The organism is Photobacterium malacitanum, assembly GCF_900185615.1.
Lineage (GTDB): Bacteria > Pseudomonadota > Gammaproteobacteria > Enterobacterales > Vibrionaceae > Photobacterium > Photobacterium malacitanum.
Genome location: NZ_FYAK01000011.1, coordinates 47,714 through 67,540, shown reverse-complemented (window position 1 = coordinate 67,540; position 19,827 = coordinate 47,714). Strand labels below are relative to the sequence as shown.

Genomic DNA, 19,827 nt, shown 5'->3' with positions numbered 1-19,827 from the left:
ATTATGAACATATATTTAATATCAATAATACGATTAAGAGAAAGATATTTACATATTAATAATGAAATAAAGAAAAGTAAAAAAAAATATAAAATAATTGGAGTCGATGGGACAAAAATAAATAGAAATTCATATTGTAAAGAATTTAATGATGGGCAAGTAGGTTGTGCTTTGTCACATGTTGAAGCATATAAGGAAATATTCAAATCTGGAAATAAAAGTGCATGTATTATTGAAGATGATGTTATTCTACCAAATAACATTGATGCTATATTAAATGAAATAGAAAGTATAATAAAGGAAGATGAAATAATCTTTTTGTATAATAGAAATATAACTACAGCTAAATACTCATTATATGACCAAATGGAATTAAATAATGGAAAATTAGTATATCCATTATCAATGAAAGATGTACGAACTACAGCTGTATATGTTATTGGTAGTGAGGCAGCAAAAAAATTATATGATATTAATAAAAATATAGAGTTCATTGCTGATGATTGGCATGGACTTTTTTCAAAGGGCGGATTTAATAATCCCAGAATACTTTATAATAAATCTTTCAGAATAAATGGATTCAAATCTAGTATTGGATACTCGCAAGATGATTCATTAGCCATAAAAATTTCTAAATATTTATTGAAAGGTAAACTGTATAAGTATCTTAGGTATATAAGATTAAGATATATTTTATTAAAGAGTGAGAGCAACTATAAATATGTAAATGAATATTCACAACTAGCAAGGTGTAGGTTAAATAATAATGAATAAAAAAATAGTATTATATCTTTCTTATACAGGAATACTTGAGCCCTTAGGGCAATCTCAAATTCTTGCCTATTTAACCCGTCTTTCTTGTAGTTATCGGTTTATATTAATTACATTTGAAAAGAAAGATGATTTTGATAATAAAATACAAGTGGATAAATTAAAATCATTGTGCTATGAAAATAATATAATTTGGAAACCTAGAATCTATCATAAAAAGCCAAGACTATTTGCTACTTCTTGGGATTTAACTAATTTAATCTTTGATATATACAAGTTAAATAATAAATATAAATTTGATTTTATGCATTGCCGAAGTTACATCCCTAGTATTGCTGCTTATTTGGCTAGAAAAGTAATTAAATTACCATTTATATTCGATATGCGTGCTCTTTGGTTAGAAGAAATGGTTGATGATGAACGTTTAAAGAAAGATTCTATTATTTATAAAATGTTAAAGTTCTTTGAAAGGGAGTTATTTAATGATTCTGCAGCTATTGTTAGTTTAACCAACGCCGCTTTACCTTATATATTGAATCAAAATCCAACATTATCAAAAGATAAATTTTCAGTAATTCCAACTTGTGTAGATTTAACTCGTTTTAAAAATGATATAAAGGAAACTAATCAAGATATCATCATTGGTACTATGGGTACTATTATAAGTGGTTGGTATTATAGTGATTGGTTATTTCAAACGTTAAAATTATCTGAAAAAGTATTCAAAAGTTCAAAGGTGAAATTGATTACAAAAGACGATCAATGTTTTTTATACGGTCTAGCTAAAGAATATTCAATTAGTGAAATAGAAATTAAATCATCAAAACCAGAAGATATTCAGTCTAATATAAATGATATGACTTTTGCTATTCTTTATTTTACTTCCGGAATCAGCAAAATAGGTTCTGCTCCTACACGAATGGCTGAATTTTTGGCTTGTGGTATTCCTATATTAGGGAATGAAGGTGTTGGTGACATGGCTAATCTAATTAAAAAATTCAATATTGGTGTTGTGGTTAAAAATAACTCGGAACAGGATTTAATTACAGCATTAAATGAAATGAAGAGTTTGTTAGCTGATCCTGATTGTTCTCGACGGTGTAAACAAGCTGCATTAGAACTATTTTCTGCAGATGTTGGCGCTAAAAGGTATAACAAAATTTATCAAAGAGTATCTTATGAAAAAAATATTAATGTTTACCAAGTATTCAAGGATGGGTGCTAGTTCTAGGTTAAGAACGTTTCAATATATTCCATTTCTTGAATCTAATGAATTCCAGGTAACAGTTTCATACTTGTTTGACGATAAATATCTATCTTCGTATTACTCTAAAAATACTAAGTCAGTATTTAAAATAGCTTACTGTTATTTTAAAAGATTTATTACTTTATTTTCTGTTAAGAAATATCACTTAATTTACATAGAAAAAGAATTATTTCCATATCTGCCATCATTATTTGAATGGATAATGAGCATTTTAAATATAAATTATATTGTTGATTATGATGATGCCATTTTTCACAATTATGATAGTTCAAATAATAAATTAGTTAGATTTATGTTATCTAAAAAAATCGATAAGGTTATGAAATATGCTAAAGTAGTCATTGTTGGAAATAACTATATATATCAACATGCTGAATTGGCTGGTGCTAAAAACATAGAGTTAATACCAACAGTTGTAGATATAAGTCGGTACCCTAGACTTCATAAAAAATTACCTTGTGGTCAGGTCACTATTGGCTGGATTGGTTCTCCTTATACACAAAAATATATATTACAGATTAAATCAAATATTATAGATTTACTGAAAAATAAAAAATACAAGATGGTTATGATTGGTGCTAATAAAGATATAGTTAATCATTTTCCTTATTGTAATATAGAAGTATTACCATGGAGCGAAGATTCAGAAGTCAGTTATATTCAAAAATTTGATTTGGGTATAATGCCAATACCAGATGAAAATTTCGAAAAAGGTAAATGTGGGTATAAGCTTATACAATATATGGCTTGTGGAATACCGGTTGTTGCATCATCGGTTGGTACTAATGAAAATATAATAAATCATTTAGGCTGTGGTCTTTTAATAAATGAAAAAAATTCTTGGTATGATTCTATAAATAGAATTGTTGATTCTGATTTTGTATACGAAGATTTTTCAAGGAAAGCAAGATTATCAGTAGAAGATAAATATTCCTTACAAATACAGCAGGATGTCCTACTAAAAATAATTTCTAAGGTAGCATAATGGAGATATATTTCATTGTATTCTTTTCTTTGGTTTTTTTTTCAATAGTTTTTGATTTTAAAAAAAACGAAATCATAGAAACTAGATATTTTATATATAGTAAAAATTTTATCTTATTCATTATATTCATATCATTTAGTTTAATTATAGGATTAAGGTACCAGATTGGTCCTGATTGGTTTTCATATAAATATTACTATGATTTAATGAAAACCTTATCCTTTTATGAAGTTCTACAAATGAAGGATTTTGGATATCAGATAATAAACTATTTATCTTATCATTCTGATTTTGGAATGGTAGGCGTAAATTTAACATGCGGTATTATATTTTCATTTGCTTTATTGAAATTTAGTAATAACCAAAGCAGTACATTTATATCTTTAATAATTTCTTTCCCGTACCTTTTTTTGGTTGTATCTATGGGATATTCAAGACAGGCTATCGCTATTTCATTTTTTCTGTTAGCAATTATAAGCCTAAGTAATGATAATGTCAGAGGGTATGTTTTATTGGTTCTTTTTGGATCTATTTTTCACAAAACTGCAATTGTTATGATACCTCTTGCATTTATAGTTACGGAGCGGCCTACATATCAAAAAGTATTTTTCTGTTCACTATTTGTCTATTTTATTATTTATTTATTTATGACAAATACATTTGACGCAATGATTTATACATACATAGAGAGTAATCGTTATACTTCTCCTGGTGCATTGATGCGAGTAATTCTATGCGTTATACCATCAATTATATTTATTCTTTTTAAAAGTAGGTTTAATTATACTAAACCAATATATAATCTTACTTATCTTCTTTCTATATCATCATTATTATTATTATTTTGTTTGGTTTTTCTCCCTAATTTATCAACGATGATAGATCGTTTTTCAATTTACTTAATACCTATTCAAATATTAGTTTTTGCTAATTTATTTAATATTTTTGAGTATTGGGATAAGTTTTTTGTTATTACGTTAACCTATCTATATTATTTTATTGTTTTGTTTTCTTGGCTTTTTTTTGGCTCGCACGCAAGTTCTTGGATTCCATATGATAGCTACCTATAAGATTGGAGATAATTATGAATGGTATTTTTATAATATCAATAGATTTTGAACTAATGTGGGGTGTATTTGATAAGAGGAGAATTAGATCTTATGGTAATAATATTATTGGTGCTCGTAAAGCAATACCAAAAATTTTAAATTTGTTTAAATTAAACAATATTCATGCTTCATGGGCGACTGTAGGTTTTTTGTTTGCTAATAACAAAAATGAAATAATTAAATATTTACCTGATAAGATGCCATCATATGAAAATAACAGGTATAACCCTTACGATTACCTCTCAAACTGTGTAGGAGATTCAGAAAAAACAGATCCATATCATTTTGCTCCATCTTTAATAAAATTGATTTTAGAAAATAATGGACAAGAAATATCATCTCATACATTTTCTCATTATTATTGCTTAGAAAAAGGTCAAACGTTAGAGCAATTTGATGCTGATACTAAATCATTATTAGCTATTGCAACGGATAATGACATAAATATAAAAAGTATTGTCTTTCCAAGAAACCAGTTCTCTGATGATTATTTAAAAGTATGTAAAAAACATAATATAAATATTTATAGGAGTAATCCTAATTCTTTTATATATCAGGAGAAATCCCAAAATCAACGAAGCAATTTAGTTAGAGGATTTAAAGCTTTTGACAGCGTCTTACCGATAGATGGGTATCATGGGTATAAGACATCGATAACAAATGGAATGACTAATATATCAGCAAGCCGTTTTTTAAGACCTATATCTCGTACAATGCCATCATTAGTTTCAGCATTATTACTCAGAAGAGTATTAGTTGAAATGGAACATGCCGCTATAAATGGACATTGCTATCATTTATGGTGGCATCCACATAATTTTGGTTCTGACGTCGAATTAAATATAAATCATTTATCTAAAATAATTGATAAATACAAAATACTAAATGAAAAATATGGAATGGTAAGTAAAAATATGAGTGGCGTTTAATTTAGGCATTAACTATATGTTAGTGGTTTATTATTTATTATAATTTCTATTGAACTTTATTATAAGGATTTATTAAAGTGAAAGTAATTGTATTCTCCGCAAACACATCATGGTATTTATATAACTTCAGACAATCATCAATTAAAGCGTTTATTGATAAAGGGTATACAGTTTATTGTATTTCACCTCGAGATAATTATTCTAAAAGGCTAATGTCTGAACTTGGATGCTATTGGTCTAATATTGATATGGATAATAAAGGTTACAATGTATATAAAGATATAATCACTTTATATCAGCTATTATGTCTCTATCGTAGAATAAAACCCGATTATGTTTTCAATTATACATTGAAAAATAATGTATATGGAACTTGGGCTGCTAAGATATATGGTGCTGTTGTCATAAATAATGTATGTGGTTTAGGGACTGCTTTTATTAATAATAATTTAATATCAAAAATAGTCAGGATACTATACAAATTATCCCAACCTTATGCCGATAAAGTTTTTTGTCAAAATCCAGATGATTTTTCTATGTTATCAGATAATAAGTTAGTCAATAAATTTAAATTGGAATTATTACCAGGTTCTGGTGTAAATACGGAGAAGTTTTATCCAGTGTTATATAAATCTTATAGAAATGTTTTTACTTTTCTTTTTGTTGGTCGGATTTTGTCTGATAAAGGTCTAAATGAACTTGTTGAAGCTGCTAAAATTTTGTATCAAGAGAACTTTGATTTTAAATTACAAATATGTGGCTTTATTGATAATAAGAATAAATCATCTATTTCTATGAATGTAGTGAACCAATGGATTAAATATCCTTTCATTGAGTGGCTAGGGAGCAGTGATGATGTTGTTAGTGTGTATGCAAAGGCTGATTGTGTTGTTTTACCATCATATAGAGAAGGGATGCCTAAAACCTTAATTGAGGCAGGAGCTATGGGGTTGCCGAGTGTAGCGACGAATGTCCCTGGATGTAAGCATATTATTAAAGATGGTTATAATGGATTTTTGTGTCAACCGAGGAATAGCAAATCTTTAGCTGGTGCAATGAAGAAAATACTAATGTTACCTGAAGATGCTTATAAGATAATTTGCAGCAACGCGAGGCTAAAAGTTGAAAAAGAGTTTGATGAATCTATTGTCATTGATAGAACTATTTCAGTACTAGCTTAATTAAATTCATATATAACAAATATAAATTTCAGACATTTAGCAGAGGTTTTATGAAAATTGTTGCTTTTATAGGTGATCAACCTAACCATTGGGGACTTATTAGCAAAGTGTCTCAAATCGCTACTATTTCATCAGTTGTAACGGTATCAAAAAAATATAATAAGAAGAAATCATATAGTAAATTTATACAAAGTATTTGTGCTCTACCTTTATCATTAGCTTGGAGAAAAATGCAACGTTCTTTCATTATTACAGATGAATTCAAAAGTAGAGTATTAAAAGTTTCAACTAATGATATTAATTCAGATGAAGTTTTAGAGTTTATAGTTAATGAAAGTCCTGATTTAGTGATAGTTTCAGGTACCAATTTACTGGGTGCAAAGTTAATCAAAGAGCTTTCAAAAACATCTAAAATTATGAACTTACATACAGGTATATCTCCTTATGTAAAAGGTGGTCCGAATTGTACTAATTGGTGTCTAAGTAATCGGAATTTTCATTTAATAGGTAATACCGTTATGTGGCTAGATGATGGCATAGATACTGGTAATTTAATTGTTACAGAAAAATGTCCTCTAATAGGTAATGAATCATTATCTGAATTACATATTAAAGTAATGAATCATGCCCATGATATATACAGTAAGGTAATTAAGGCTTACGTAAACAAACAGCCATTACAAAATATAAGTCAACATGAAATATCATCAGGACATTTATATTTAACTAAGGATTGGAATAAGAAAGAAGTTATTAAAGCTTTATATAATTATTATTTCTATTTTTCTAATGAAAATATAAATAATAATATTAATGATGTACTATTTGTAAATACTGATAATTATAAGAAAAAATAATGTATATTTTTTGTGACTATGTTTACTTAAGTTTGGCTGTTTATAAGGGATTATTGGTGAGGAAATTAAAAGTTGGTGTTTTATTAGATGATGATAATAATACAAAACAAATTTATGACTTCTTAGATGTAGCTTTAGATTCTAAGGTATATGATGTTAAATTTACTATTACGCACTATTGTTTTTTTAAATTTCCATCTATTAAAGAAATTAATATATCGTTACTATCTAATATTTATCTTTTTATAAAAAAACTTTTTTTGAAGTTAGTTATAAAATTTGAAGTTTTTCTATTAATTAAAAACAAAAAAATAGTTAATAATTATTTTTTTAAAATCAATATAAAGAACTTATCAATCAGAAATTTTAATATATATAATAGTGCTTTAAATGGTGATTTTTTCTATAGATATACCGAAGATGAAATTATAAAAATAAGAAGAGAAAATGTTGATTTATTAATTCACTATGGCAGTAAAAAAATTCCAGACGAACTTTTAAAATTATTTCCTTCTGGTGTCATCTCATTAAATTATACGAATACTACTTTTAGTAGTTCTTTATGTGCTGGTTTTTATGATGTGCTTAATAAGCACGATACTACTAGTTTTAGTGTGAAGGTAACTAATTATAAATTAAAAAAAATAGAAGATGTGATTTTTAATGGAAGTATTATGACGTCTTTTATGTTCACCTTAAATTTAATTAGACTATATTCTAAGTCTAATTCAGTTATTCACAAATTAGTTGAAAATATTGCTTCAAAGCGTGCTCATTATCATGTTGTAAATCAGCATAGATCAATGTTCCCTTCATATTCAGTACCTAGTATATCAGTTCAAATATTATATTTATATAAGCTATTTTGTTGTTGTTATATTAGAGCTTGGAGAAGCATTACATCAAAAACGATAACCTGGGGTGTTGCTTATCAATTTACAGATAGTTGGTGTGATGTGTCATTGTCTGAATCTACTGTCATTGAAAATCCGGATAATCATTATTTAGCAGACCCTTTTATTATAAAACAAGGAAATAAACATTATTGTTTCGTTGAAGATTATGATTTTGCTGTACGTAAAGGGTTAATTACAGTATATGAAATTGATCCTAATGGGTATAAATATTTAGGAGTAGCTTTAGAAGAAGAATTTCATTTATCTTATCCTTATTTATTTAGGGATGGTGATAATCTTTATATGTGCCCTGAAAGTTGTTCAGCAAAAGATATTAGACTTTATAAATGTGTTAATTTCCCATTAGAGTGGAAGTTAGAAAAAATTTTAATAAAAAATATATCAGCTGCAGATACTAATATTGTTAAAGTTGATAGTACGTGGTGGATGATGTCTAATGTTGACTCATCACTATTAGGAAATGATCATTATTCTGAATTACATCTTTTCTATTCTAAAGATTTACTGAATGGTGATTGGGTAGAGCATAAAAGTAACCCTGTTATATATAATGCATCAATTGGTCGTAATGGTGGACTTTTCTTTGATGATGAAAATATATACCGTGTCTATCAAATTCAAGGTTGTGATCTATATGGTAAATCTTTTGGGGTATCAAAAGTTAATGAAATATCACGATATAAGTATGAAGAAGATATTCAGTTTGAAGTTGCGGCAGATTATTTTGATTCTATAGTTGCAACACATACTTTTAATTTTACTGAAGGTTTAATAGTTTTAGATTTTGCTAAAATTGATACATATATTAAATAATATTTTCACCAAGATTAATAGATTAGGTTTTAGGCTCAACTATCTTGATGTATAGAATACTAAGGTTACCATACTAGATAATACATCTGATGTTATCGTGTATTTTTTAAAAAACTTGGTTTAACATTTACTGTTAAACCCTCTTATTATATTTTTATTATTAACTATATTAATCTAATAACTTAGAGATCGCATGATAAAAGGTAAAATATGTTTTACTTAATAGTTATATTAGATTTAATGAGTGTTTATTATGATAATTGATATTACAAAAAAAAATATTTTTCGAATTTTATCTAATGACTTTAGGGTCAAAAGCAGGTTGCAACTATTAACAGATAACTCTATTTTAACAATACTTAATTTTCACAGAGTCGCTCCTTTTGATGGTAGTATATATAGTCCACTTGACCCTGTTTTATTTGAAGATATTATAATTTATTTAAAATTAAATTATAATATAATTTTATTTGGTGAAACGGGTGAAGATAAAAATAAGCCAGATTTGATTTTATCATTTGACGATGGTTATAAAGATTTTATTGATTATGCAGTTCCTATTTTATATAAGCATAACATAAAGGTGAACCAAAACATTATCCCTTCATGTGTTTTATCTGGAGAGTCTCCTATCAATGTATATCTACAAGATTTTATTGGTAATGCTCCTGATGAGTTAATATTGAATTTACCTATAAGACCTAGCATTACGAGGAAGGATTTACAAAATAGAAACAAACTAGGATACTATATATCTTCTAAAATTAAGAACTTAGATTATAATAATTTTATCATTCACCAGAAATTAATAAAGGATTATATCTATAAATATTCTGAATTTCTTTGTTCTGCAATGATGACTATCGATGAAATAAAGGAGGTCTCAACATATCATCAAATAGGAGTACATTCTTATGAACATCTTTCTATGTCTAAACAATCTCAAAAATATTTTATTAATGATTTGAATATGTGTAGAGATTTTATGAACGATATTAATATAAAAACAGATATTTATGCTTTTCCTAACGGAAGTGCAACTGAAGAAAACATTCAATATGCATTAGAATCAGATTTTAATCATATTTTACTTGTAGGTGATGATTTTAGTAAAAATAATAATAAAATACATAATCGATTTACTTTTGATGCTATTTCTTATTTTGAGGCTAAATATAAATCATTAGGTAGAATGAGAAATATTAAAAAATTAGTAGCTTAGCAATAAATTAGATATAAGTGATTTTAATTATTAGAGGTATTTGAAATTATTGTAAATAACGCCACTTAATAAAATAGGTGGCGTTTTTGAACGGTTATAAATATCCACTAATCAGTATATTTACGCACCGTTGCGGCTACGTGTTGGTTTACCGTTTGGGCGTTGACCACCGGGTTTACCATTACGGTTAGTCGGGCGACTATTTGACTGGGCTGGCTTTCCATTACGGTTACCATTGGTGCTGGTGTTATTACTGCCACCACGGTTACTGCTAGTGCCTGCTTTTGCTGGATTGCTATTACGTGATCCGTTTGGTTGTGGTTTACCATTACCTACAGGCTTACCATTTCGATTACCTTGTGGGCGCTTACCATCGGTACGAATATCAGGCTGATTTGGGTTCTTTGTTGCAAAGCGCTTAGAACCGTGACGACCTGAACCGCGACGTTCTGCCGGAGTCATTTCTGCTTCACTACCAGCTTCTGGTACTAAACAATTAGGGCGATTACCAATAAGATATTTCTTGCCCATTGTTGTTAGTGCGTCACGAATAAGAGGCCAGTTTAGTGGATCGTGGTAACGCAATAGTGCTTTGTGTAGGCGACGTTGACGTTCACCTTTAGCGACAAATAAATCCTCACGACCTTTGTACTTCACTTTCTTCAACGGGTTAGTTTCAGAATGGTACATTGCTGTGGCATTACACATTGGTGATGGGTAAAAGTTTTGTACCTGATCACACTGGTAATCATTTTGTTTAAGCCACAATGCAAGGTTCAACATATCGTCGTCAGTTGAGCCTGGGTGTGCTGAAATAAAGTATGGAATCAGGTATTGTTTTTTACCTGCTTCTTGACTGTATTGTTCAAACATTGATTTAAAGCGGTCATAGGTACCCATGCCTGGCTTCATCATCAGATCAAGTGTACCTTTTTCTGTATGTTCAGGTGCGATCTTTAAATAACCACCAACATGGTGAGTAACAAGTTCACGCACGTATTCTGGCGATTCGACCGCTAAATCATAGCGCACACCAGAAGCAATCATGATCTTCTTAATGCCTTTAACATTACGAGCATTACGATATAAATCAATCAGATGTTTATGATCTGTGTTTAGCTTCTCACAAATCTTAGGGAAGATACATGATGGGCGACGACAGTTAGCTTCTGCACGAGTGTCAGAACAGCCAAGACGATACATGTTAGCTGTCGGGCCACCTAAATCAGAAATAGTACCGGTAAAACCTGGAACTTTATCGCGAATATCTTCTAGTTCATTAAGAATAGATTCTTGAGAACGGTTTTGAATAATACGACCTTCGTGTTCAGTAATTGAACAGAATGAACACCCACCAAAACAACCACGCATGATGTTAACCGAGGTTTTAATCATGTCATAAGCTGGAATTTTTGCCTTGCCGTAACTTGGATGAGGTACGCGAGCAAACGGTAATCCAAACACAAAGTCCATTTCTTCAGTTGATAATGGAATCGGTGCACGGTTGATCCATAATTCACGATCAGCATGTTTTTGAATTAATGCACGTCCAGAATAAGGGTTAGTTTCTAAGTGCATTACACGACTTGCGTGAGCATATAAAATACGGTCATTGGCTAGCTTTTCATAAGAAGGCAAACGTACAACTGTATTTTCAGCATCGTGGCGTGATGGACGAACGTGAACAACTTGTGGCTGTTTTTCTTTTTCTTCTTTATTAGACGCACAAGTTTCTTCGGTCGCATAAGGGTTTTGCATCACCATTGGACGACCAGGCTTTTCAATACGTGATGAATCAATTTCCTGATAACGCTCAGGAATGTCTTTGATCATTACCGCAGTGCCTGCAATATCAGTTAATGACTTGATATCTTCGCCATTAGCGATACGGTGCGAGACTTCAACCAGTGCACGTTCAGCGTTACCAAATAACAGAATATCTGCTTTTGCATCCATTAATACTGAGCGACGAACTTTGTCAGACCAATAATCATAGTGTGCAAGGCGACGTAAGCTTGCTTCAATACCACCTAGTACGATAGGTGCTTCTTTGTAGGCTTCACGGCAGCGTTGTGAATACACCAATACGGCACGATCAGGACGTTTCCCACCTTCATTGTTGGGAGTGTAAGCATCATCTTTACGCAACTTACGATCTGCGGTATAGCGGTTGATCATTGAGTCCATATTGCCTGATGTAATACCAAAATAAAGATTCGGTTTACCCAACGCCATAAAATCGTCTTTATTGTCCCATTTAGGCTGCGCAATAATACCAACGCGAAATCCTTGAGATTCAAGTAAACGACCAATAATCGCCATACCAAAACTAGGATGGTCAACATAGGCATCACCAGTAACAATGATAATGTCGCAGCTGTCCCAGCCAAGAGCGTCCATCTCTTTTCTAGATGTTGGCAAGAATGGAGCTGTGCCATAGCATTCAGCCCAATACTTAGGATAGCTATCAATAGGTGTTACTTTAGTGTGCATGTTTTGACCTCTATATTTTGAGGCGGGAATTATAGCGGCTCATAAAAAGGCTGGCTAGTGATTATAAATCCTGATCTTAAACAAGGTTTTAGTAAATTGGAGTTAGACAGTTAACTATAGCGGTTTCTTCTGCGCTCGCAGCCACTAAAATTAGAAATATTTAAGTTATAAATAAACGATCAACGGCGAATAAATAACCGTTGATCGTTGTTTGTTGAGCGTGGTTTAAGCTAAAGACTTAAGCTGGTGTTATGTTCGATTGTAGACTTCGTACATCTGAGCCATCAGGACTTTGATAAACAGCAAGATCAAATTGGGGCAAAATAGCTAATACATGGTCAAAAATATCAGATTGAACGGCTTCATAAAAAGCCCACCGAGTATCATTCACAAACACATAAATTTGCACGGGTAGACCTTGTGCCGTTGGCTCTAATTCACGTACCAAAAAGGTCATATCTTGACGAATTTTATTGTTTTGCTTTAAGTAAGCCTCAAGGTAGGCACGAAATACCGTAATATTGGTAAGCTGTAATGCATGCGCATCACCGCTAGCGATGTCAGTATTTCTTTTCGTTATAAAATCGGCCACATAAGGGATCTGGGCTAATTTTTGTTGTTGCTGCTCGTCAATAAATTTAATCGTTTCAATATCTATTAGCACTGAACGTTTGATGCGTCGCCCACCAGATTCCTGCATTTGACGCCAATTAATGAATGAGTCTTGTACCAGTGCATAGGCAGGGATATTGGTCACAGTATTATCCCAGTTTTTTACTTTAACGGTTGTCAAAGAGACTTCATCAATACTACCGTTAGCGCCATATTTATCCATTTGGATCCAATCACCCACCTTTACCATTTGATTAGCTGACAGTTGAATACCAGCCACAAAACCTAAAATAGTATCGCGGAAAACTAATAACACTAAACCTGTAGCAACACCTAAACCGCTTAAGAAATAAATAGGTGAGCGGTTAGCTAATACTGAAATAGCAATGATAAAGCCAATAAAAAAGAGGATTAATTTTGATAATTGGACAAAACTTTTGACCGGTAGGTTACGGCTGATCTGATTAATATCGGCCATGTCGTTGGTTGCATCAAGAAATGCATATGAGCTTCTAACGAGTACGATAATTAACCATAAGCTAAGGGTGCGATCAATAAAACTACTGAGAATGGCATGTTTATCTAATACAAGCGGTATAACAAGATTGAGTACCATTGCTGGAATCGTCAGTGATAATTTTTCAAACACTTTATGGCGCACCATAACGTGTCCCCATGTCGCTTGGGAACGTTTTATAGCTGAGCGTAATAATGTAAGTAAGCCCCAACGCACAAAGACATAAGATAAGAATGCAAGAGCGCAGCAAAGCACCATAAAAATGGCGGTTGATATATTATCTTGTGGTTGAACATTGATCCCCAGCTGTGACATGCCATTAGCAATGTCTAAGCGTATTTTATGGCTCAAAACTGAACTCCATACTCACACGGTGAATAAATAAATGTTGAATGGTGATTGCTTAATATCATTATTTAACAACAGTATTAACAATGATACGAGTATATTTTAGTGGTGGTGTTTATCTTAGCATAATCATAAAGCTGCATTAGTGATAGAATCTTAGAATACCAAGTATGTATGTTCTAGATATAGTATGGAGATGATAGTGGCCAAAAAGTTTTATGTGGTATGGCAAGGTCGTGAGCCCGGTATTTATAGTGATTGGGCAAGTTGTAAGCAGCAAGTCGATAAATTTGCAGGTGCACGCTATAAATCATTTCCAACTCAAGCAGAAGCAACGGCTGCTTTTGGTAAACAGCCTCAAGCAGTAAGATCTACAGCTGCGGGAAGTAATAAAACGGCTGTAAAGCGTACAACAACCAGTAAAGGCTCATTAACCAGCGAACAAGTTCATGCATTAACGGCTGAAATTAAAATTTTTACTGATGGCGGTTGTGATCCTAATCCGGGTAAAGCGGGATCAGGATTAGCATTATACCAAAACAATCAGCTCAGTGAGTTATGGTATGGCTTGTATGAGCCAATGGGCACCAATAATACCGCCGAGTTAAATGCACTTAATCAAGCGTTGATTTTAGCTGAACAAGCGTTGGCACAAGGGACTACTGTCGCTATTTTTTGTGATTCGAAATATTCAATTCAATGTATTACCCAATGGGCGATAACATGGCAAAAAAATGGCTGGAAAAAAGCCGGTGGAGAAATTAAAAATCTCGCTTTAATTCAACAAATGTTTAGCCGTTATCAAGCACTAAAATCACAGCTTGTGATCCACCATGTGAATGGGCATGTTGGTATTGAAGGTAATGAATTGGCTGATCGAATGTCAATTTTAGCGGTCGATACGAAAACGGTCGACTTTTGTTTATACCAACCGCCTTATGATTTGGCTGCGTTACTTGCTCTTCGTGCGGGTTAAGCTCTGTTAGCTTTGGGTTAGTACAGCGAGCATACGTAAAATGTTCGCTTTATTTTCACCATCGCCCATCATTTCTGGATTGGCTAATGCATATAAATAGCCTTCAATAGCACTACCATCAATATCTGCTCTAAAATCAATTAAATTTGCCCATTGCTCGATATCATCAGCATCAATTTCATCAGCAAGATATTTTTCTAATACCATGATTAAATGCTGGTGGCTGACCTCAAAAGGGGGATCATTGGGAGAGTTTTCTGCATTAACAAAGACTGAAAACGCCGCGTCCCGTTGAGGACCAAAGGTCAAGATTTGGATCAGGGCTTGCTGTTTGTTCATAACATCATCATGTGGTTTTGATTGATAATGGAATTGTGCCGTGAATAACAATATAAAAAAAGCCCACTGAGACTATTTTCTCAATGGGCTTGGTATTTTTCAGTCGTTAATGTTCTATATAATGATTAAGCGTACATCGGTACTAAGACAAATGTACCCACAATAACGGTAGCTAAACCACAGATAACAGGTACGAAGGTACGCTTAACAACATCAAACGGACTGATTTTCGCCATACCAGATGTCGCCACGATAACACCAGAAACAGGTGAAATAGTACGACCTAAGTTTGATGCTTGTAACATCGGAATAATTAGGAAAGCAGGGCTTAAACCTAATTTACCCGCCAGCTGAGGTGCAAGTTCTACGAAAGCATAGAAAGGCGCGTTACCAGAGCCTGTTGCAATAGCTGCGGCAACGGTAAGCGCTGTTAGTAGTAGCATTAACGCAAAACCACCTGCACCGGCTTTATCTGCTAGTGAAATCAGGTTATCAATCGTACCAACCGTCATCAGTCCTTGTGCGAATACGCCAGCAGCAACTAATAACATTACAACGCCTTTAAATGCGTCTCCCATACCAGCATAACAAGACTCTAGGTTACTTAATGTTGCCTTACCATCTAAGCGGTTAGTCAAGAAATCAACCACAGCACCAAGTGCAATTGAAACGATTACAATTGTGTAAATATCAAGTTTTAAACCTGGAATAGTTTCACCGTTAAATAAGAATACGCCGATAATTGGCATGAAAGGTAAGATCGAGTAATACCCAGGAGCACTGACTTCCATTTCTGAAATATCAACACGTTCCATTGGTGTATTGTCTCTCTTATCAAGGTATTTATTCCAGAAAAACGCTGCCACAGCCATAACGATAATGGCACAGATAGAAACCGGTAGTACGGTTTCAACGGCAAAGACGTGTAATGGTAAACCTGATTGTTCAGCTGCAACAACAACGTCGCCCGATGTCGGTGATAAAATAATTGCTGCAGGTGATGCACATACTGCAGCCGCTGCTGGGCGAGAAATACCCATTGCTGTCATCATTGGGAATAGGGTTGCCATTAATAGCACCCCAAGACCAGTTGCAGAGCTAACGGCAAGTGACATTAAACATGCCACAATATAGGCTGCAACTAATAATGCATAAGGCGATTTAATAAAAGAAAGAGGCTTTGAAAATTGTTTTACCACAACATTATTTGCACCGATATACGTCATGTAAGAGGCAAAACCACATAATAGCATAATTTGTAAGCCTAGGCCGCCACCACGGTTTTGAAGCATGTATTTCACATACTCAAGTGAGTCAGTTAATAAGTTACCAGTAGATGCTACTTTAGCTGGTAATACCGAATGGCCCAATAAACCGGCAATAATGAGTAATGACACTCCAGCGGTTAATAATACACCAGCTGCGTTATATCCTTTTACTATGTAATAACCAACGGCAATGGTGACCACCAACCCAATTAATAATTCCGTCATGGAAAGTCCTCTCCTAAAATCAAATTAAATATGCATTTATGATGTATTGCGGCATTTTTTTCATAAAAGGCGCGACTAATGTAACTAAAAATCAGCTTATGAACGACTATTAACAGTCGAAGTTATGATCTCTGCCATGCTTTTATTGATAATGTTAATAATTTGATTTTTATGGTGTTATTTATTGAGTTGTTAATGTTGTGTGAGTGTTAAATTCTTGCTTGTGTCACTATTTGTAATGATTATTGTTGGCATTGCTGTTTAACGTACTCAATAAATGTTCTGTCGGCAAGTGAGAGGTAACCTTGCTTGCGCCATGCCATTGCAAGATCTAAATAAATAGGTTCAGCAAAGGGAATAGGAATAACGTTCGATTCATGATCCGTGACTAATTCAAGTAAGGATGTGATGGCAAAGTCATGGCGAATAATCTGTAAAATCATGGGTAATAAATTTGTTTCAAATGAAATGTTTGCGGTTAAATGATGTTGTTCGCAAATATGATCTAAAATTTCACGATGAAAATATCCAGGTTTAAATGCCACTAATTCTTGGCCAAAAAAATCGCCAAAAGTGAGGCTTTTTTTGGTCGCAAAGTCGTGGTGTTCACTCACGACGGCAACCATCTGCGAACGTAATAGATGCTCTATTTGTAAACTACTCGGTACGTTATGATTAATAATGACACCAAGATCTAGTTCCCCCTCAACGAGCATTTGTCTAATTGATTGAGTACCTGCTTCAACAATGGTTAATTTTAAATTTGGGTAATGGCTTTTAAAGCCCATCAGTATTTGAGGAAAAAAATAGGATCCCAGCATACTTGGCACTCCAAGCCGTACTTCACCTTTTTCTAATCCGCGTAACTCTTTCATGGCTAAAGTTGCATCGTCGATTTTTTGTAATATTTGTTTAGCATGTATCAGTAACACTTCACCTTCTTGAGTGAGGCTAACTTTGCGTTCATTACGATAAAATAATGTCAGATCTAGTTGCTGTTCAAGTTTTTTTATCGCCACACTAAGTGCTGGCTGTGCAATATGAAGCTGTTCTGCGGCACGAGTAAAACTTTTTGTTTGCGCTAATTGAGTGAAGTAAATAAGTAAACGCGTGTCCATGGCTATAACCTTTGTTTATCGCTGTGATATTTATTATATATTTTCATTATTATGCGGCTATTGTTATCGTCTTGTCACGTTATGTTTAGTTTTTGAAAATAAGATATCTCTACCCTAATGACATAGTGGGATAGGCATAGATCGTTTAAAAGGTGAGATCATGATAGAGATACACACATTAGCCTATAAGAAAACCAGTTTTGCACTGGCATTAGGGTCATTTATCGTTTTTTGTAATGTATATTTATTTCAGCCAATGTTGCCATTGATGGCGACAGAATTTGCTGTGTCCGCGACTCAAATTAACTGGGTATTAGCGGCGACAACATTAATGCTGGCAGTATGTTTAATTCCGTGGGCTATTGCTTCCGAGATCGTTGGACGACGATTGATCATGGTGATCAGCTTATTACTGATGCCTATTGTGGGAATCGCGATGGTTTTCACTCAAAATTTATTGAGTCTAACTTTAGCACGTGCGGTGATGGGGGTTTCGGTTGCAGGTTATGTCGCTGTTGCTGTGGCTTATATGGCAGAAGAGTTTAGCCCTACAGCATTAATGTTAGCTGTGGGGAGTTACATTAGTGCTAATTCATTAGGCGGGATTGCTGGGCGATTGTATGGTGGTATTTTTGGTGAACAACTAGGTTGGCATTGGGCGGTATTTGGAATGGCGGCCATGAGTTTAATTGGGGCTATTGTGGTGATTAGATTATTACCACCACAGCAACATTTTGTTCGTCATAACCATCAATTACATGTACATGCTCGTCAATTAATTGCTCATCTGAAGCAACCTGTTTTATGGTTAGCAATGTTAATTGGCGGAATAAATTTTGCGTTATTTATTAACCTTTATTCAGTGACTGGATTTAGATTGGTAGCCGCACCATTTAATTTGCCTTTAAGTTGGGCATCACTAATTTTTGTTTGTTATTTAAGTGGCACCATCACATCACGTTTAAGCGGTCGTTGGGCAAGTAAGTTTAATCCAATATCAGGAATGATCTTAGGCGGTATTTTAAGTTTGGTGGGAATGTGGTTAGGTTTAGTTGAATCACGCATTACTATTTTAATCAGCTTGCTGTTATTGAGCTCTGGGGCATTTTTTACCCACTCATTAGCTTATGCTTGGGTAAGTCATCATGCCAAAGTCGCTAAAGCAACGGCTACTGCGCTCTATTTAGTTCATTATTATGTCGGTGGTAGTTTAGGAGGCTTTTTGTTGATTTATTGCTGGCAGCATGGCGGTTGGAGTATGGTTGTTACTGGAGGTACAGTATTGTACTCACTAATGTTTATCTTATGTGGGTACTTAATGAAAACCAAGCAACAACCTGTTTTACAACCTCAATGAGGTAATAATCGAGGTTAATCGATCGCGATAGTTAATGTGTAATGGCTGCTTTCACCACGGCGAGCAAAGGCGCGATATTGACCAATGCGAATCGTATATTTGCCAGTATAAGGTAATACATATTCGCCATTGTCATTAATATCAGCAGAATAAGGATTTAAATCAGCAACCCGTTCAAGTTTTGAGTCGAGAAGAATAACCCATAATTTAGTACTTTTGGTGTCGAGGGTGACTTTTAAATGCTGATCTTTTTTAGCATAAAAAACATAACTATTAACATCATAGCTGGTAGTGGTAGCGACATACTGCTCACTACTAGCTCCTGTTTTAAAATGAACCGCTTCTGTGCTATCAGCTGCAATAGCCATAAAAGAACAGCTACTTAATATTAGTGCAGTAAACAATAGTCCTAATGGTTTTAGAAATAACATAATACATGACTCAATCGTTTGATAAACCTATCTCGCTAATTGTTACGCGAGTTAAAAAGTACGCAGTATTTAATCGGGGGAAAATACTGCGT

At 33.1% G+C, this 19,827-nt stretch carries 17 protein-coding genes; 11 read left to right on the top strand and 6 right to left on the bottom strand.

The features are described 5' to 3' along the window. Nucleotides 1-3 precede the first annotated feature (3 nt). From PMAL9190_RS16950 to PMAL9190_RS16910, 9 genes are all read left to right on the top strand, one after another. The gene (locus PMAL9190_RS16950; protein ID WP_087846196.1) at nt 4-774 is read left to right on the top strand and encodes a glycosyltransferase family 25 protein; all 771 of its coding nucleotides are present in this window, start codon (nt 4-6) and stop codon (nt 772-774) included. Next, a complete protein-coding gene (locus PMAL9190_RS16945) occupies nt 767-1,996 on the top strand; it encodes a glycosyltransferase (protein ID WP_087846195.1) in 1,230 nt (409 codons plus the stop codon). The genes PMAL9190_RS16950 and PMAL9190_RS16945 overlap by 8 nt, the downstream gene beginning before the upstream one ends. Next, nucleotides 1,950-3,023, top strand: a complete 1,074-nt coding sequence (locus tag PMAL9190_RS16940) for a glycosyltransferase family 4 protein (RefSeq protein WP_087846194.1) — start codon at nt 1,950-1,952, stop codon at nt 3,021-3,023. The genes PMAL9190_RS16945 and PMAL9190_RS16940 overlap by 47 nt, the downstream gene beginning before the upstream one ends. Beyond that, nucleotides 3,023-4,093 carry an EpsG family protein gene (locus PMAL9190_RS20525; RefSeq protein WP_087846193.1) on the top strand — a complete coding sequence of 357 codons (1,071 nt, stop codon included), beginning with the start codon at nt 3,023-3,025 and terminating at the stop codon, nt 4,091-4,093. The genes PMAL9190_RS16940 and PMAL9190_RS20525 overlap by 1 nt, the downstream gene beginning before the upstream one ends. 14 nt (nt 4,094-4,107) lie before the next feature. Next, entirely contained in the window at nt 4,108-5,061 is a 954-nt protein-coding gene (locus PMAL9190_RS16930; RefSeq protein ID WP_087846192.1) for a polysaccharide deacetylase family protein, read from the top strand. Nucleotides 5,062-5,138: 77 nt separating this feature from the next. Continuing rightward, a complete protein-coding gene (locus PMAL9190_RS16925) occupies nt 5,139-6,242 on the top strand; it encodes a glycosyltransferase family 4 protein (protein WP_087846191.1) in 1,104 nt (367 codons plus the stop codon). Nucleotides 6,243-6,292: 50 nt separating this feature from the next. After that, nucleotides 6,293-7,099 carry a formyltransferase family protein gene (locus tag PMAL9190_RS16920; RefSeq protein ID WP_087846190.1) on the top strand — a complete coding sequence of 269 codons (807 nt, stop codon included), beginning with the start codon at nt 6,293-6,295 and terminating at the stop codon, nt 7,097-7,099. Then, complete coding sequence (locus tag PMAL9190_RS16915) at nt 7,099-8,829, top strand: glucosamine inositolphosphorylceramide transferase family protein (protein ID WP_087846189.1); 1,731 nt, start codon at nt 7,099-7,101, stop codon at nt 8,827-8,829. Before PMAL9190_RS16920 ends, PMAL9190_RS16915 begins: the two co-directional genes overlap by 1 nt. Nucleotides 8,830-9,082: 253 nt before the next feature. Then, the gene (locus tag PMAL9190_RS16910; RefSeq protein ID WP_087846188.1) at nt 9,083-10,051 is read left to right on the top strand and encodes a polysaccharide deacetylase family protein; all 969 of its coding nucleotides are present in this window, start codon (nt 9,083-9,085) and stop codon (nt 10,049-10,051) included. A gap of 120 nt (nt 10,052-10,171) precedes the next feature. Here PMAL9190_RS16910 and PMAL9190_RS16905 read toward each other — a convergent pair whose 3' ends face one another. Together PMAL9190_RS16905 and PMAL9190_RS16900 are read right to left on the bottom strand one after the other, a co-directional pair. Continuing rightward, nucleotides 10,172-12,544 carry a YgiQ family radical SAM protein gene (locus PMAL9190_RS16905; protein ID WP_087846187.1) on the bottom strand — a complete coding sequence of 791 codons (2,373 nt, stop codon included), beginning with the start codon at nt 12,542-12,544 and terminating at the stop codon, nt 10,172-10,174. A 238-nt stretch (nt 12,545-12,782) separates the two neighbouring features. Next, entirely contained in the window at nt 12,783-14,024 is a 1,242-nt protein-coding gene (locus tag PMAL9190_RS16900) for a mechanosensitive ion channel family protein (RefSeq protein WP_087846186.1), read from the bottom strand. A 199-nt stretch (nt 14,025-14,223) separates the two neighbouring features. Between PMAL9190_RS16900 and PMAL9190_RS16895 the strand changes: the two genes are divergently transcribed. Beyond that, nucleotides 14,224-14,997, top strand: a complete 774-nt coding sequence (locus PMAL9190_RS16895; protein WP_087846185.1) for a ribonuclease H family protein — start codon at nt 14,224-14,226, stop codon at nt 14,995-14,997. A gap of 6 nt (nt 14,998-15,003) precedes the next feature. Here PMAL9190_RS16895 and PMAL9190_RS16890 read toward each other — a convergent pair whose 3' ends face one another. The 3 genes from PMAL9190_RS16890 to PMAL9190_RS16880 all read right to left on the bottom strand — a co-directional run bounded on the left by PMAL9190_RS16890 (nt 15,004) and on the right by PMAL9190_RS16880 (nt 17,947). After that, the gene (locus PMAL9190_RS16890) at nt 15,004-15,336 is read right to left on the bottom strand and encodes a hypothetical protein (RefSeq protein ID WP_087846220.1); all 333 of its coding nucleotides are present in this window, start codon (nt 15,334-15,336) and stop codon (nt 15,004-15,006) included. Nucleotides 15,337-15,461: 125 nt separating this feature from the next. Next, on the bottom strand, nt 15,462-16,829 hold the full coding sequence (gene dcuC, locus PMAL9190_RS16885) for an anaerobic C4-dicarboxylate transporter DcuC (RefSeq protein WP_087846184.1): 1,368 nt from the start codon (nt 16,827-16,829) through the stop codon (nt 15,462-15,464). A gap of 242 nt (nt 16,830-17,071) precedes the next feature. Further along, nucleotides 17,072-17,947, bottom strand: a complete 876-nt coding sequence (locus PMAL9190_RS16880) for a LysR family transcriptional regulator (protein ID WP_087846183.1) — start codon at nt 17,945-17,947, stop codon at nt 17,072-17,074. A 160-nt stretch (nt 17,948-18,107) separates the two neighbouring features. Here PMAL9190_RS16880 and PMAL9190_RS16875 point away from each other — a divergent pair, with 160 nt between their 5' ends. After that, nucleotides 18,108-19,304, top strand: a complete 1,197-nt coding sequence (locus PMAL9190_RS16875) for an MFS transporter (protein ID WP_087846182.1) — start codon at nt 18,108-18,110, stop codon at nt 19,302-19,304. Nucleotides 19,305-19,318: 14 nt separating this feature from the next. Here PMAL9190_RS16875 and PMAL9190_RS16870 read toward each other — a convergent pair whose 3' ends face one another. Beyond that, nucleotides 19,319-19,735: a PPC domain-containing protein gene (locus tag PMAL9190_RS16870; protein WP_087846181.1), complete on the bottom strand. Its 417-nt coding sequence runs from the start codon at nt 19,733-19,735 to the stop codon at nt 19,319-19,321. Nucleotides 19,736-19,827: the final 92 nt, after the last annotated feature.